14 protein-coding genes are annotated in these 15,130 nt (G+C 61.7%); 13 read left to right on the top strand and 1 reads right to left on the bottom strand.

All coding sequences use genetic code 11. The features are described 5' to 3' along the window. Positions 1-101 precede the first annotated feature (101 nt). Positions 102-1,022, top strand: coding sequence for an ornithine carbamoyltransferase (gene argF, locus EXN22_RS21585; RefSeq protein ID WP_130265964.1), 921 nt, complete (start codon positions 102-104; stop codon positions 1,020-1,022). After that, a complete protein-coding gene (locus EXN22_RS21590; protein WP_130265965.1) occupies positions 1,019-2,128 on the top strand; it encodes an ABC transporter ATP-binding protein in 1,110 nt (369 codons plus the stop codon). The genes argF and EXN22_RS21590 overlap by 4 nt, the downstream gene beginning before the upstream one ends. Positions 2,129-2,173: 45 nt before the next feature. On the opposite strand, the gene ybaK is transcribed toward EXN22_RS21590, so the two are convergent. Then, on the bottom strand, positions 2,174-2,644 hold the full coding sequence (gene ybaK, locus EXN22_RS21595; RefSeq protein ID WP_130265966.1) for a Cys-tRNA(Pro) deacylase: 471 nt from the start codon (positions 2,642-2,644) through the stop codon (positions 2,174-2,176). A 283-nt stretch (positions 2,645-2,927) separates the two neighbouring features. Here ybaK and EXN22_RS21600 point away from each other — a divergent pair, with 283 nt between their 5' ends. The 11 genes from EXN22_RS21600 to EXN22_RS21650 all read left to right on the top strand — a co-directional run bounded on the left by EXN22_RS21600 (position 2,928) and on the right by EXN22_RS21650 (position 15,118). Further along, a complete protein-coding gene (locus tag EXN22_RS21600) occupies positions 2,928-3,779 on the top strand; it encodes an MIP/aquaporin family protein (protein WP_130265967.1) in 852 nt (283 codons plus the stop codon). Positions 3,780-3,846: 67 nt separating this feature from the next. After that, on the top strand, positions 3,847-5,346 hold the full coding sequence (glpK, locus tag EXN22_RS21605; RefSeq protein ID WP_130265968.1) for a glycerol kinase GlpK: 1,500 nt from the start codon (positions 3,847-3,849) through the stop codon (positions 5,344-5,346). Positions 5,347-5,488: 142 nt separating this feature from the next. Further along, positions 5,489-6,244: a DeoR/GlpR family transcriptional regulator gene (locus EXN22_RS21610; RefSeq protein WP_028943470.1), complete on the top strand. Its 756-nt coding sequence runs from the start codon at positions 5,489-5,491 to the stop codon at positions 6,242-6,244. Between the two features lie 183 nt (positions 6,245-6,427). Next, the gene (gene glpD / locus EXN22_RS21615) at positions 6,428-7,966 is read left to right on the top strand and encodes a glycerol-3-phosphate dehydrogenase (RefSeq protein WP_130265969.1); all 1,539 of its coding nucleotides are present in this window, start codon (positions 6,428-6,430) and stop codon (positions 7,964-7,966) included. A 324-nt stretch (positions 7,967-8,290) separates the two neighbouring features. Further along, positions 8,291-9,223 (top strand): glutamate/aspartate ABC transporter substrate-binding protein, encoded by a 933-nt coding sequence (locus tag EXN22_RS21620; RefSeq protein ID WP_130265970.1) that lies wholly within the window; start codon positions 8,291-8,293, stop codon positions 9,221-9,223. 97 nt (positions 9,224-9,320) lie between these two features. Continuing rightward, complete coding sequence (locus EXN22_RS21625; protein ID WP_130265971.1) at positions 9,321-10,067, top strand: amino acid ABC transporter permease; 747 nt, start codon at positions 9,321-9,323, stop codon at positions 10,065-10,067. Then, a complete protein-coding gene (locus EXN22_RS21630; protein ID WP_165392286.1) occupies positions 10,064-10,732 on the top strand; it encodes an amino acid ABC transporter permease in 669 nt (222 codons plus the stop codon). Before EXN22_RS21625 ends, EXN22_RS21630 begins: the two co-directional genes overlap by 4 nt. Next, a complete protein-coding gene (locus EXN22_RS21635; RefSeq protein ID WP_130265973.1) occupies positions 10,729-11,463 on the top strand; it encodes an amino acid ABC transporter ATP-binding protein in 735 nt (244 codons plus the stop codon). Before EXN22_RS21630 ends, EXN22_RS21635 begins: the two co-directional genes overlap by 4 nt. A gap of 65 nt (positions 11,464-11,528) precedes the next feature. Next, the gene (gene aauS / locus EXN22_RS21640; RefSeq protein WP_130265974.1) at positions 11,529-13,436 is read left to right on the top strand and encodes a two-component sensor histidine kinase AauS; all 1,908 of its coding nucleotides are present in this window, start codon (positions 11,529-11,531) and stop codon (positions 13,434-13,436) included. A 47-nt stretch (positions 13,437-13,483) separates the two neighbouring features. After that, positions 13,484-14,758, top strand: coding sequence for a two-component response regulator AauR (aauR, locus tag EXN22_RS21645; RefSeq protein ID WP_233281744.1), 1,275 nt, complete (start codon positions 13,484-13,486; stop codon positions 14,756-14,758). Between the two features lie 33 nt (positions 14,759-14,791). Then, complete coding sequence (locus EXN22_RS21650) at positions 14,792-15,118, top strand: GlpM family protein (RefSeq protein ID WP_165392287.1); 327 nt, start codon at positions 14,792-14,794, stop codon at positions 15,116-15,118. Positions 15,119-15,130 lie beyond the last annotated feature (12 nt).

Consider the following 15,130-nt stretch of genomic DNA (forward strand, 5'->3'; position numbering starts at 1 on the left):
CCTAATTCGTCGCCCCGTGCGGCTTTCGCCGCAGGTCACTCCCGTTGTTTTGAAAAACCGGTATCGCTGACCTGCGGTCTGTTGCAAAAAGGTAGTCAACCATGAGCGCTAGGCACTTTCTCTCCCTGATGGACTTCACACCCGACGAACTGCTCAGTGTGATCCGTCGAGGTATCGAGCTGAAGGACCTGCGTAACCGCGGCGTACTGTTCGAACCACTGAAAAACCGCGTACTGGGGATGATCTTCGAAAAATCCTCGACCCGCACCCGCCTGTCGTTCGAAGCCGGCATGATCCAGCTCGGCGGCCAGGCCATCTTCCTCTCGCCACGGGACACCCAGCTGGGCCGTGGCGAGCCGATTGGCGACTGTGCCATCGTCATGTCGCGCATGCTCGATGCGGTGATGATCCGCACCTTCGCCCACAGCACCCTGACCGAGTTCGCCGCCAACTCGCGGGTACCGGTGATCAACGGCTTGTCCGACGACCTGCACCCGTGCCAGTTGCTGGCCGACATGCAGACCTTCCTCGAGCACCGCGGCGCGATCCAAGGCAAGACCGTTGCCTGGATCGGCGACGGCAACAACATGTGCAACAGCTATATCGAGGCGGCCATTCAGTTCGACTTCCAGCTGCGCATCGCCTGCCCGGCCGAATTCGAGCCCGATCCGCAGTTCCTGGCCCAGGCCGGTGAGCGCGTGCAGATCTTCCGTGAACCCAAGGATGCCGTACTCGGTGCCCACCTGGTGAGCACCGATGTCTGGACTTCCATGGGTCAGGAAGAGGAAACTGCACGACGTCTGGCCTTGTTCGCGCCTTACCAGGTAACCCGCGAACTGCTCGACCTGGCAGCACCCGATGCCCTGTTCATGCACTGCCTGCCCGCTCATCGCGGCGAGGAAATCAGCCTGGACCTGCTCGACGACCCACGCTCGGTCGCCTGGGACCAGGCCGAAAACCGCTTGCATGCACAGAAGGCGCTTCTCGAATTTCTTGTTGAACCGGCCTATCACCACGCATGAGTCAACCTTTACTGCTTAACCTGCGCGAGCTCGCCTGTGGCTATGGCGAGCAGCGCATCGTCCAGAACCTCAACCTGCACCTCAACGCTGGCGACATTGGTTGCCTGCTGGGCTCCTCAGGTTGCGGCAAGACCACCACCCTGCGCGCCATCGCCGGTTTCGAGCCGGTGCACGAAGGCGAGATCCAGCTGGGCGGCGAGGTCATCTCCAAGGCCGGGTTCACTCTGGCCCCGGAGAAGCGCCGGATCGGCATGGTGTTCCAGGACTACGCGCTGTTCCCGCACCTGACCGTGGCCGAGAACATCGCCTTCGGCATCGGCAAGCACCCGCAGCAGCGCCAGGTGGTCGAAGAGATGCTCGAGCTGGTCAAGCTCGGCGGCCTGGGCAAACGCTACCCCCACGAGCTTTCCGGCGGCCAGCAGCAACGTGTGGCCCTGGCTCGCGCACTGGCACCTGAACCACAACTGCTGTTGCTCGATGAGCCGTTTTCCAACCTCGACGTAGAGCTGCGCCGGCGCCTGAGCCACGAAGTGCGCGACATCCTCAAGAGCCGAGGCACCAGCGCAATTCTGGTGACCCACGACCAGGAAGAAGCCTTCGCCGTCAGTGATCATGTCGGCGTGTTCAAGGAAGGTCGCCTGGAACAGTGGGATACCCCCTACAACCTCTACCACGAACCACTGACGCCATTCGTGGCCAGCTTCATTGGCCAGGGCTATTTCATCCGCGGCCAGTTGACCAGCCCGGAGTCGGTACGCACCGAGCTGGGCGAGCTGCGCGGCAACCGGGCCTATACGCTGACGCCTGGCAGCGCCGTGGATGTGCTGCTGCGCCCGGACGACATCATCCATGCCCCGTACAGCGAGCTCAAAGCGCTGATTGTCGGCAAGAGCTTCCTCGGTGCCTCGACCCTGTATCGCCTGCAACTGCCTACTGGTAGCCAGCTCGAAGCGATCTTCCCGAGCCACAACGACCATCAGGTCGGTAGCGAAGTGAGCATTGAAGTGGCTGCGGACCACCTGGTGGTGTTCGCAGTGCCCGGCAGCGTGGCGGCGCAGCTGCCGGTGCCGGAGAACGGCGTTCGCCGGTATAGCTCGGCGGTCTGATCAAGATTAATCGCGGGGCAAGCCCGCTCCCACAGGAGCGGGCAATCATTCACGGCCAATGGCGGCAAATGTGCCTTGGGTATGCTCGGCCAGCACCCCCGGCGCCAACTCGACTTCCAGCCCCCGACGGCCAGCACTGACGTAAATGCGCTCAAACAGTTGAGCCGACTGGTCAATGAAGGTACGCAGGCGTTTCTTCTGCCCCAGCGGGCTGATCCCGCCCAATAGGTAACCGGTGGCGCGCTGAGCCGCGGCCGGGTCGGCCATCTCGCACTTCTTGACCCCGGCAGCTTGGGCCAGGTGCTTCAGATCCAGGCTACCGGCCACCGGCACTACTGCCACCAGCAACTCGCCCTTTTCGCTACTGGCCAATAGAGTCTTGAATACCCGCGCAGGCTCAAGGTTGAGCTTTTCAGCCGCTTCCAGGCCGTAAGAAGCAGCCTTGGGGTCATGCGCGTAACTGTGAATGTGGTGGTCGGCGCGAACCTTTTTCAGCAGATCCAGGGCGGGGGTCATGCAGGACTCCAAGCAGAAGGGTGAATGCCATTTCGCCGGTTACTTTAGGGCAAAACCCCAAGCGCAACCAACGCCCATCACCGCCACCAATAGTCAGATTGTGAATGGTCGTTCACTTTCGACCTTTGACATAAGCGTTTCTTGTCTATATTTTTTCGATTCTGAATATAGCCATGCTCCGATAAGGTGCATTTTCTGCCGCCGCCCGACCGAAATGGGGATTTCTGTCGGGTTTTTGTCGAGCGCTCACTGCGCCTCACAACAACAAGAACCGAGGTAACGAATGACGACTGCTCTGCGACAACCAACACTTTCAAGCCAGTGCATGGCCGAATTTCTCGGCACCGCGCTGCTGATCTTTTTCGGCACCGGGTGCGTCGCTGCGCTCAAGGTTGCGGGTGCCAGCTTTGGCCTGTGGGAAATCAGCATCATCTGGGGCGTCGGCGTCAGCATGGCGATCTACCTGACCGCCGGGGTTTCCGGCGCGCACCTGAACCCGGCAGTGAGCATCGCCCTGTGCCTGTTCGCCGGCTTCGAGAAGCACAAGCTGCCGTTCTATATCGTCGCCCAGATCGCCGGTGCCTTCTGCGGTGCGGCGTTGGTTTACACGCTGTACAGCAACCTGTTCTTCGATTTCGAACAGGCCCATGAAATGATCCGCGGCAGCCAGGCCAGCCTGGAGCTGGCCTCGGTGTTCTCCACCTACCCGCACCCGGCGCTGTCCACCGGCCAGGCCTTCCTGGTCGAAGTAATCATTACCGCCGTACTGATGGCGGTGATCATGGCCCTGACCGATGACAACAATGGCCTGCCGCGCGGCGCCATGGCACCGCTGCTGATCGGCCTGCTGATCGCCGTGATCGGCAGTGCCATGGGCCCGCTGACCGGCTTTGCGATGAACCCGGCGCGGGACTTCGGGCCCAAGCTGATGACCTTCCTCGCCGGCTGGGGCGAAGTCGCTTTTACGGGCGGTCGTGACATTCCCTATTTCCTGATTCCTGTTTTTGCGCCGATCATAGGGGCAAGCCTTGGGGCAGCCCTTTATCGTGGCGTGATCGCCCGAAACCTGCCGGTTGCCGAGAGCGAAAGCGCCCAGACCGACGCCAACCCTCAGGGCAAGACCCAGGCATCCTGATGCCTGCAGTGGCGAGCCAGGCTCGCCCTGCCCTGATCTCTACCCTATTGAGTGCAAGGCCAACGATATGACAGACACCCAGCACAAGAACTACATCATTGCCCTGGACCAGGGCACGACCAGTTCGCGGGCCATCATTTTCGACCGCGATGCCAACGTGGTTGGCACCTCGCAGCGCGAATTCGCACAGCACTACCCACAAGCCGGCTGGGTCGAGCACGACCCGATGGAAATCTTCGCCACCCAGAGCGCGACCATGGTCGAAGCCCTGGCCCAGGCAGGCCTGAGCCACGACCAGGTGGCGGCTATCGGTATCACCAACCAGCGTGAAACCACGGTGGTCTGGGACAAGGAAACCGGTCGCCCGGTGTACAACGCCATTGTCTGGCAGTGCCGACGCAGCACCGAGATCTGCGAGCAACTCAAGCGCGAAGGTCTGCAGGAATACATCCGCGAGACCACCGGCCTGGTCACCGACCCCTACTTCTCCGGCACCAAGCTCAAGTGGATCCTCGACAACGTCGAAGGCGCCCGTGAGCGCGCCGAGCGCGGCGATCTGTTGTTCGGCACCGTCGACAGCTGGCTGATCTGGAAATTCTCCGGCGGCAAGGTGCACGTCACCGACTACACCAACGCCTCGCGCACCATGCTCTTCAACATCCACACCCTGGAGTGGGATGAGAAGATGCTTGAGGTGCTGAACATTCCGCGGCAGATGTTGCCCGAGGTACGCAGCTCCTCGGAAGTCTACGGTCGCACCAAGAGCGGTATCGCCATTGCCGGCATCGCCGGCGACCAGCAGGCCGCGCTGTTCGGCCAGATGTGCGTGGAGCCCGGCCAGGCCAAGAACACCTACGGCACCGGTTGCTTCTTGCTGATGAACACCGGCGACAAGGCGGTCAAATCCTCCCACGGCCTGCTCACCACCATCGCCTGCGGCCCGCGTGGTGAAGTGGCCTACGCCCTGGAAGGTGCGGTGTTCAACGGTGGCTCCACGGTGCAGTGGCTGCGTGACGAGCTGAAGATCGTCAACGACGCCCACGACACCGAATACTTCGCCAGCAAGGTCAAGGACAGCAACGGCGTGTACCTGGTGCCCGCCTTCACCGGCCTTGGCGCGCCGTACTGGGACCCATATGCCCGTGGTGCGCTGTTCGGCCTGACCCGCGGGGTCAAGGTCGATCACATCATTCGCGCCGCCCTGGAGTCGATCGCCTACCAGACCCGCGATGTGCTCGATGCCATGCAACAGGACTGCGGCCAACGCCTGAGCGAACTGCGGGTCGATGGTGGCGCTGTGGCCAACAACTTCCTCATGCAGTTCCAGGCCGATATCCTCGGCACCTGCGTCGAGCGCCCGCAAATGCGCGAGACCACTGCCCTGGGCGCCGCCTACCTGGCGGGCCTGGCCTGCGGCTTCTGGAGCAGCCTGGATGAACTGCGCGGCAAGGCCATCATCGAGCGCGAGTTCAGCCCGCAACTGGACGAAGTGCAGAAAGAGAAACTCTATGCCGGCTGGTTGAAGGCCGTGGATCGCACTCGCGACTGGGAACCGCACGAAGATTAAAGCAGCGGCAAGCTGCAAGCCTCAAGCTGCAAGAAGAAGCAAAGCAGTCCGCGCACCGCTGTTGCTCTTGCTTGTAGCTTGCGGCTTGAAGCTCAAGCTGTTTTCATGGCGAAATTTGCCCGGCTGCCCCAAAGGACCGCCCATGAATCTGCCTCCTCGCCAACAACAAATCCTCGAACTGGTCCGCGAACGCGGCTATGTCAGTATCGAAGAAATGGCGCAGCTGTTCGTCGTCACCCCGCAAACCATCCGCCGTGATATCAACCAGTTGGCGGAAGTCAATCTGCTACGCCGCTACCACGGCGGCGCAGCCTACGATTCCAGTATCGAAAACACCGCCTATGCCATGCGCGCCGACCAGATGCGCGACGAGAAACAGCGCATCGCCGAAGCCATTGCCGCGCAGATTCCCGATCACGCCTCGCTGTTCATCAACATCGGCACCACCACCGAATCCATCGCCCGCGCCCTGCTCAACCACAACCATCTGAAAATCATCACCAACAACCTGCACGTGGCCTCGATCCTCAGCGCCAAGGATGATTTCGAAGTACTGCTGGCCGGTGGCAATGTGCGCCGCGATGGCGGCGTTGTGGGTCAGGCCAGCGTCGACTTCATCAACCAGTTCAAGGTCGACTTCGCCCTGGTAGGTATCAGCGGCATCGATGAAGACGGCAGCCTGCTGGATTTCGACTACCAGGAAGTCCGGGTATCCCAGGCGATCATCGCCAATGCCCGCCAGGTCATCCTCGCCGCCGACTCGAGCAAGTTCGGCCGCAACGCCATGGTGCGCCTGGGATCGATCAGCCTGATCGACTGCCTGGTCACCGACCAGGCGCCGGTGCCCGCCCTCACGCAATTGCTCAACCAGTACAAGATCCGCCTCGACGTGGTCTGAGCCACTGCCCGCTGCCATCGCAACGGTGGCAGCGCGAATGTTCGTTATTTTTCATTTATTTGTCATCTGATCAGTATTTTCTATGGGAAGTGACTGGCGAGCCGCATTTTGTTGCGCTAGTATTTTCGAAAGTGAACATTAGCGTTCAAATTCGATATCGGAAAGACCTTCAGGAGGCCACCCGTGTCCCAATCCAGCTTGCCATCGCCCGCCCTTGCCGAACTCTATGACCTCGCCGTAATTGGCGGCGGCATCAACGGTGTGGGGATTGCCGCCGATGCAGCCGGACGCGGTCTTTCTGTGTTCCTTTGCGAAAAAGACGACCTGGCCAGCCACACCTCCTCGGCCAGCAGCAAGCTGATCCACGGTGGCCTGCGTTATCTTGAGCATTACGAATTCCGCCTGGTGCGCGAGGCCCTGGCCGAGCGCGAAGTACTGCTGGCCAAGGCGCCGCACATCGTCAAACCGATGCGTTTCGTGCTGCCCCATCGTCCGCACCTGCGCCCGGCGTGGATGATCCGTGCCGGCCTGTTCCTTTACGATCACCTGGGCAAGCGCAAGCAGCTTGGTGCATCGAACAGCCTGCGCTTCGGCCCGGGCAACCCGCTCAAGCCTGGCATCACCCGCGGCTTCGAGTACGCCGACTGCGCCGTGGATGACGCCCGCCTGGTGGTGCTCAACGCCATGGCCGCCCGTGAAAAAGGCGCCGACATTCGCACCCGCACCCGCTGCATCAGCGCTCGCCGGGTCGATGGCGTGTGGAACGTGCAACTGGAAAACGCCGACGGCAGCCAGCAGTCGATTCGTGCCCGCGCACTGGTCAATGCCGCTGGGCCGTGGGTGGCCAAGTTCATCCAGGACGACCTGCAACTGCAAGCGCCGTACGGCATCCGCCTGATCCAGGGCAGCCACCTGATCGTGCCGAAACTGTACGACGGCGAACATGCCTACATCCTGCAGAACGAAGACCAGCGCATCGTCTTCGCCATTCCGTACCTGGAACGCTTTACCCTGATCGGCACCACCGACCGTGAGTACACCGGCGACCCAGCCAAGGTGGCGATCACCGAAGGCGAGACCGACTACCTGCTCAAAGTGGTCAACGAGCACTTCAACCATCAGCTCAGCCGCGCCGATATCCTCCACACCTACGCCGGCGTTCGCCCGCTGTGCAACGACGAGTCCGACAACCCGTCGGCCGTTACCCGCGACTACACCCTGGCACTGTCGGCCAGCAGCGGTGAAGCTCCACTGCTGTCGGTGTTCGGCGGCAAGCTGACCACCTACCGCAAACTGGCCGAGTCGGCCATGGGCGAGCTTGCGCCCTTCTTCACCCAGATGCGCGGCAGCTGGACCGCCAGCGCACCCTTGCCGGGCGGCGAAGACATGAGCACCCCGCAGGCACTGGTCGACGCTATCCTGGCCCGCTGTGGCTGGTTGCCGGCCGAGATTGCCAAGCGCTGGGCGCGCACCTACGGTAGCCGCGTCTGGCGCCTGCTTGAAGGCGTACAGGGCCCGCAGGACCTGGGTGAAGCCATTGGTGGTGGTTTGTTCACCCGGGAAGTGGATTACCTGTGCAGCGAGGAGTGGGCGGTCAATGCCGACGATATCCTCTGGCGCCGAAGCAAGCTGGGGCTGTTTACCACTGCCTCTGAACAACAGGCCTTGCAGGATTACCTGCAGCGCCTGGAACTGAACCGCGCGCGGGTTCAAGCTGCCTGAGCAGTTGAAACATATCGCGGGGCAAGCCCGCTCCTACCCTATTTGGTAGGAGCGGCGATGCGGCGGCCCGACTTGCCCCGCGATTCGGTTTTCCGAACGAAAAACACCGCCTGATTCGGTCATCCGGACGAATCCTACCTCGCACAAGCCGTCAAAAAAGATTAATCCCCCGTTTTTTCAGGGCGTTATGATCGACATCAGGGCTTGGCACGAGTCATGCTCTACACTCAGTACCCGAATGCGCAAAACGCTTCACTGCAGTGTTCGCTGAACGAAAGAGCCCGCCAACGGCTTCATAAAAAAAACAACGTCGAGGAAATTTTGATGCGTATCGTTCCCCATCTGTTGGGCGCCGCTGTTGCGGCCGCTTTGATCAGCACGCCAGCCTTCGCTGCCGAACTGACCGGCACCCTGAAAAAGATCAACGAGTCGGGCACCATTACCCTGGGGCACCGTGACGCTTCCATTCCGTTCTCCTACATCGCCGACGCTTCGGGCAAACCCGTCGGTTACTCCCATGACATCCAGCTGGCAATCGTCGAGGCCCTGAAAAAGGACCTGAACAAGCCGGACCTGAAGGTCAAATACAACCTGGTCACCTCCCAGACCCGTATCCCGCTGGTACAGAACGGCACCGTTGACGTCGAGTGTGGCTCGACCACCAACAACGTCGAGCGCCAGCAGCAGGTCGGTTTCTCGGTCGGCATCTTCGAAGTCGGCACCCGCCTGCTGACCAAGGCAGAAGAAGGCAAACCAGAAAACGCCAAGTACAAGGACTTCCCGGACCTGGCCGGCAAGAACGTGGTAACCACCGCCGGTACCACTTCCGAGCGCATCCTCAAGGCCATGAACGCCGACAAGCAGATGAAGATGAACGTCATCTCGGCCAAGGACCATGGTGAGTCGTTCCAGATGCTCGAGTCAGGCCGCGCCGTGGCCTTCATGATGGACGACGCGCTGCTCGCCGGTGAAATGGCCAAGGCCAAGAACCCCAAAGGCTGGGCAATCGTCGGCACCCCGCAGTCCTATGAAATCTATGGCTGCATGGTCCGCAAGGATGACGCACCGTTCAAGGCTGCCGTCGACAAGGCCATCGTTGACCTCTACAAATCGGGCGAGATCAACAAAATCTACGACAAATGGTTCAACCAGCCAGTCCCACCTAAAGGCCTGAACCTGAACTTCCCGATGAGCGACGAGCTCAAGGCGCTGATCGCCAATCCTACCGACAAAGCTGCAGACGACAAGAAGTCCTGATCCCCAGCTAGTTTGTGTCTAACCTTTCATCCGAGGGCGCTAGCGCCCCCGGATGCTCGAAGGTGCCCGTAATAAACCGATCTGAGGGGAGACCCCGATGAATTACAACTGGGACTGGGGCGTATTCTTCAAGTCCACTGGCGTGGGCAGCGAAACCTATCTGGACTGGTACATCACCGGCCTGGGCTGGACCATCGCCATTGCCATTGCCGCCTGGATCATTGCATTGCTGCTGGGTTCGGTACTCGGCGTCATGCGTACCGTGCCGAACCGTCTGGTATCGGGCATTGCCACCGCCTACGTGGAACTCTTTCGTAACGTACCGCTGCTGGTGCAGCTGTTCATCTGGTACTTCCTGGTGCCTGACCTGCTGCCCGAGAATCTGCAGGAGTGGTACAAGCAAGACCTCAACCCGACCACTTCGGCACTGATCAGCGTGGTCATCTGCCTGGGCCTGTTCACTGCCGCGCGGGTGTGCGAGCAGGTACGCACCGGTATCCAGGCGCTGCCCCGCGGCCAGGAAGCCGCTGCCCGCGCCATGGGCTTCAGCCTGCCGCAGGTGTACTGGAACGTGCTGCTGCCACAGGCCTACCGGATCATCATTCCGCCGCTTACCTCGGAATTCTTGAACGTGTTCAAGAACTCCTCGGTGGCCTCGCTGATCGGCCTGATGGAGTTGCTGGCGCAGACCAAACAGACCGCCGAGTTCTCGGCCAACCTGTTTGAAGCCTTCACCCTGGCAACCCTGATCTACTTCACCCTGAACATGGGCCTGATGCTGCTGATGCGTATGGTCGAGAAGAAAGTCGCCGTACCCGGCCTGATTTCCGTGGGGGGCAAATAATGGACTTCAGTGACATCATTCCAGCGATGCCGGGCCTGTGGAACGGCATGAAAATGACCCTGCAACTGATGGTCATGGGCATTGTTGGCGGCATTGCATTGGGCACGATCCTGGCGCTGATGCGCTTGTCATCGAACAAGCTGCTGTCACGCTTTGCCGGCGCCTACGTCAACTACTTCCGCTCCATCCCGTTGCTGCTGGTGATCACCTGGTTCTACCTGGCGGTGCCGTTCGTGTTGCGCTGGATCACTGGCGAAGACACCCCGGTCGGTGCGTTCACCTCCTGCGTCGTGGCGTTCATGATGTTCGAGGCGGCGTACTTCTGTGAAATCGTCCGGGCGGGCGTGCAGTCGATTTCCAAGGGCCAGATGGGCGCAGCCCAGGCCCTGGGCATGACCTACGGCCAGACCATGCGCCTGATCATCCTGCCCCAGGCGTTTCGCAAGATGACCCCGCTGCTGCTGCAACAGAGCATCATCCTGTTCCAGGACACCTCGCTGGTCTACACCGTCGGCCTGGTCGACTTCCTCAACTCGGCACGCGCCAGTGGTGACATCGTTGGCCGCTCCAACGAGTTTCTGATCTTCGCCGGTGTCGTCTACTTCGTCATCAGCTTCTCCGCTTCCTTCCTGGTCAAGCGTCTGCAGAAAAGGATAACCGTATGATTTCCATCAAGAACGTCAACAAGTGGTACGGCGACTTCCAGGTTCTGACCGACTGCAACACCGAGGTCAAGAAAGGCGAAGTGGTGGTGGTTTGCGGCCCGTCGGGCTCGGGCAAGTCGACCCTGATCAAGTGCGTCAACGCCCTGGAGCCGTTCCAGAAGGGTGACATCATCGTTGATGGCACCTCGATTGCCGACCCCAAGACCAACCTGCCCAAGCTGCGTTCGCGAGTCGGCATGGTGTTCCAGCATTTCGAGCTGTTCCCGCACCTGACCATCACCGAGAACCTGACCATTGCCCAGCGCAAGGTGTTGGGCCGCAGCGAAGCCGAAGCGACCAAGAAGGGCCTGGCCCTGCTTGAGCGCGTCGGTCTCAGCGCCCACGCCAAGAAGCACCCAGGGCAACTGTCCGGTGGCCAGCAGCAGCGTGTGGCCATTGCTCGCGCCCTGTCGATGGACCCGATCGTCATGCTGTTCGACGAGCCAACCTCGGCGCTGGACCCGGAAATGGTCAGCGAAGTACTGGACGTGATGGTCGAGCTGGCCCACGAAGGCATGACCATGATGTGCGTAACCCATGAAATGGGCTTCGCACGCAAGGTCGCCAACCGGGTGATCTTCATGGACAAAGGCAACATCATCGAAGACTGCACCAAGGAAGAGTTCTTTGGTGACCAGAGCGCGCGCGACCAGCGTACCCAGCACTTCCTCAGCAAAATCCTGCAACACTGAGGTCTCAACGCTGTCTGTCCGGTGTACGCCGGGCAGGCAGCGCTGTTAGTTACCGGGCTACTGTGATGAAATGCGACCCTACGCTCTTTCGCCCTGCCAAGCCTGCCCTTGCCGTGAAACCCCGTTTGATCCGCCAGTTGCTGTTCCCGCCCCTGATCGTCCTGTTGATGATCGGCCTGGGTGTGGCCGGCTTCATGATCAGCGAACACAACGGCATCCGCACCTTGAGCGAAAACGGCGAGCGCCAGCTCGAGCTGCACGCGCGCGCGGTCGAGAGCGAAATCAACAAGTACACCTACCTGCCGAGCCTGCTGGAGCTTGAAAACAGCGTTTCCAGCCTGCTCACCGAACCCGACGGCGAACACCGCCAGGCGGTCAACGAATACCTTGAGGGCCTGAACCGCCGCAGCCGCAGCCGGGCGATCTTTGTCCTCGACACCAGCGGCCGGGTCCAGGCCACCAGCAACTGGCGCGATGTCGACAGCTTCCTCGGTGAAGACCTGTCGTTCCGCGCCTACTTCCAGGACGCCGTGCGTGGCCAGCCCGGGCGCTTCTACGGCATCGGCAGCACCACCGGCGAGCCGGGCTACTTCCTCGCCCACGGCCTGGAAGAGCACGGCAAGATCATTGGCGTGGCGGTGATCAAAGTGCGCCTGGAGGCCATGGAAGAACGCTGGCAACGGGCACGCCTGGAGGCCTTTGTCAGTGACGAGAACGGCATCATCATCCTCTCCAGCGACCCGGCGCGTCGGCTCAAGTCAGTGCGCCCACTGACCCCGGAAATCAAGGAGCGCCTGGCGCGCAGCCTGCAGTATTACTGGTGGCCGCTGAACGAACTGCAACCGCTGTCGCGTGAAAAACTTGCCGACGGCATCGAGAAACTGAGTTTCCCGGCCAATGCCGAACTGGGCGATGGTCGCCGCGAAGTGGCTTACCTTGCGCAAACCCGGCGCCTGAACGACACCCCCTGGCACTTCACTCTGCTCACACCCTTGCAGGACCTGCGCCGCGAGTCCATGGTCCAAGGCATCCTGGTCGGCGTCGCCTTCGCCCTGCTGGCGATCTTGCTGATTGCCTGGAACGAACGGCGCAAAGTGATTGCCACCCGCCTGGCCGCCCGTGAAGCGCTGGAAGAAGCCAACAGCCAGTTGGAGCGCAAAATTACCGAGCGCACCGCCGACTTGCGCGCCAGCAACGAGCGCCTGAAGGGCCAGATTCGCGAACGCCGGCATGCCGAGCAGACCCTGCGCCATGCCCAGGACGAGCTGGTTCAGGCCGGCAAGCTGGCAGCCATCGGCCAGATGTCGACCAGCATCGCCCATGAACTGAACCAGCCCCTGGCCGCCCTGCGCACCTTGTCGGGCAACAGCGTGCGTTTTCTTGAGCGTGGCGCACTGGAAACCGTCAGCACCAACCTGCGCACCATGAACGACCTGATCGACCGCATGGGCCGCATCACTGCCAGCCTGCGCTCCTTCGCCCGCCGCGGCGAAGACAGCGGCAAGGCCTCGTTGAACAAAGCCGTCGAGGCCAGCCTGCAGGTACTGGGCAACCGTATCGCCGGCTGCCACCTGCAGTTGCACAGTCACTACGACGATCAGCAACTGGCCATCGACCAGACCCGCCTCGAGCAGATCCTGGTCAACCTGATCGGCAACGCCCTCGATGCCATGGCCGCGCAGCCCTTGCCGCAGCTCTGGCTTGAAGGCGAACTGCAAGGCGACAAGTACCGCCTGCGAGTGCGCGATAATGGTCACGGCATCGATGACGAAACACGCAAGCACCTGTTTGAACCGTTTTTCACTACCAAACCGGGAGAGCACGGCCTGGGCCTGGGGCTGACCCTGTCCGCCAGCCTTGCCGCCGCCGCCAAGGGCAGCCTCAGTGTCGAACACCCCGCCAGCGGCGGGACCGCGTTCGTGCTCAGCCTGCCGCTGGTCAATGCCCCCACTGAATCAGCCGAGTCCCTATGAACCAAGCGCCCCTTACCGTCCTGATCGTCGAAGACGACCCGCATGTGCTGCTCGGCTGCCAGCAGGCACTGGCCCTGGAAGACATCGCCTGCGAAGGCGTTGGCAGTGCCGAAGAAGCCCTGCAACGCATCGGCGATGACTTTGCCGGTATCGTCGTCAGCGATATCCGCCTGCCCGGCATCGATGGCCTGGAACTGCTCAGCCGCCTGAAAGCCCGCGACCGCAGCCTGCCGGTGGTTTTGATCACCGGCCACGGCGATATCGACATGGCGGTAGGCGCCATGCGCAACGGCGCCTATGACTTCATGGAAAAACCGTTCGCCCCGGAACGCCTGGTCGAAGTGGTGCGCCGTGCCCTGGAGCAGCGTGGCTTGTCCCGGGAAGTATTCGCCCTGCGCCGCCAGTTGGCTGAGCAAAGTACCCTGGAGGGGCGGATCATCGGCCGCTCGCCGGCCATGCAGAACCTGCGAGAACTGATTGCCAACGTCGCCGACACCTCGGCCAACGTGCTGATCGAAGGCGAAACCGGTACCGGCAAAGAGCTGGTCGCGCGCTGCCTGCATGATTTCAGCCGCCGCCAGGGCGCACCCTTCGTGGCGCTGAACTGCGGCGGGTTGCCGGAGAACCTGTTCGAGAGCGAGATCTTCGGTCATGAGGCCAACGCCTTCACCGGCGCCGGCAAACGCCGGATCGGCAAGATCGAACACGCCAATGGCGGCACCTTGTTCCTCGACGAAGTCGAAAGCATGCCGCTGAACCTGCAGATCAAACTGCTGCGCGTGTTGCAGGAACGCACCCTGGAGCGCCTGGGGTCGAACCAGAGCATAGCCGTCGATTGCCGGGTGATTGCCGCGACCAAGTCCGACCTCAACGCCCTGGGCCAGAGCGGGCAGTTTCGTAGCGACCTGTACTATCGGCTGAACGTAGTGACCCTGGAGCTGCCACCACTGCGCGAGCGCCGCGAAGACATCCTGCAACTGTTCGAGCACTTCCTGCAGCAGTCGTCGCTACGCTTCGACCGGGAAACCCCGCAACTGGACAGCCAGACCCTGTCGCGGCTAATGGCCCACGACTGGCCAGGCAACGTCCGCGAACTGCGCAACGTTGCCGAACGCTATGCCCTGGGCCTGCCGGCATTCAAAAAGACCGACGCCAGTACCAACCAGGGCCTGGGCTTTGCCGAGGCGGTCGAGGCATTCGAGCGCAACCTGCTCGGCGATGCCCTGCAGCGCACCGGCGGCAACCTCAGCCAGGCCAGCCAGGAGCTGGGCATGGCCAAGACCACCCTGTTCGACAAAGTGAAGAAGTATGGCCTGGGCTAACCCACCGCTGAAACGAGACGCACTGTGGACCTGATACTCAAAGCCTGCCTGGGCGCCGCCGTGGTGGTGATCCTTGCCGCCCTGGCGAAAACCCGCAACTACTACATTGCCGGGCTGGTGCCATTGTTTCCGACCTTCGCCCTGATCGCCCATTACATCGTCGGCAAAGGCCGCTCACTGGACGATCTGAAGAGCACCATCGTGTTCGGCATGTGGTCCATCATCCCTTACTTCGTCTACCTGGCGGCGCTGTACCTGCTGGTCGACCGCCTGCGCCTGGAGGCGGCACTGGCGCTTGCGGCACTGGCCTGGCTGGTGGCGGCGACAGTGCTGGTGAGCCTGTGGGTGAAGCTGCACTGAAGGGCTTGCCCC

Source organism: Pseudomonas tructae, assembly GCF_004214895.1.
Classification (GTDB): Bacteria; Pseudomonadota; Gammaproteobacteria; order Pseudomonadales; family Pseudomonadaceae; genus Aquipseudomonas; species Aquipseudomonas tructae.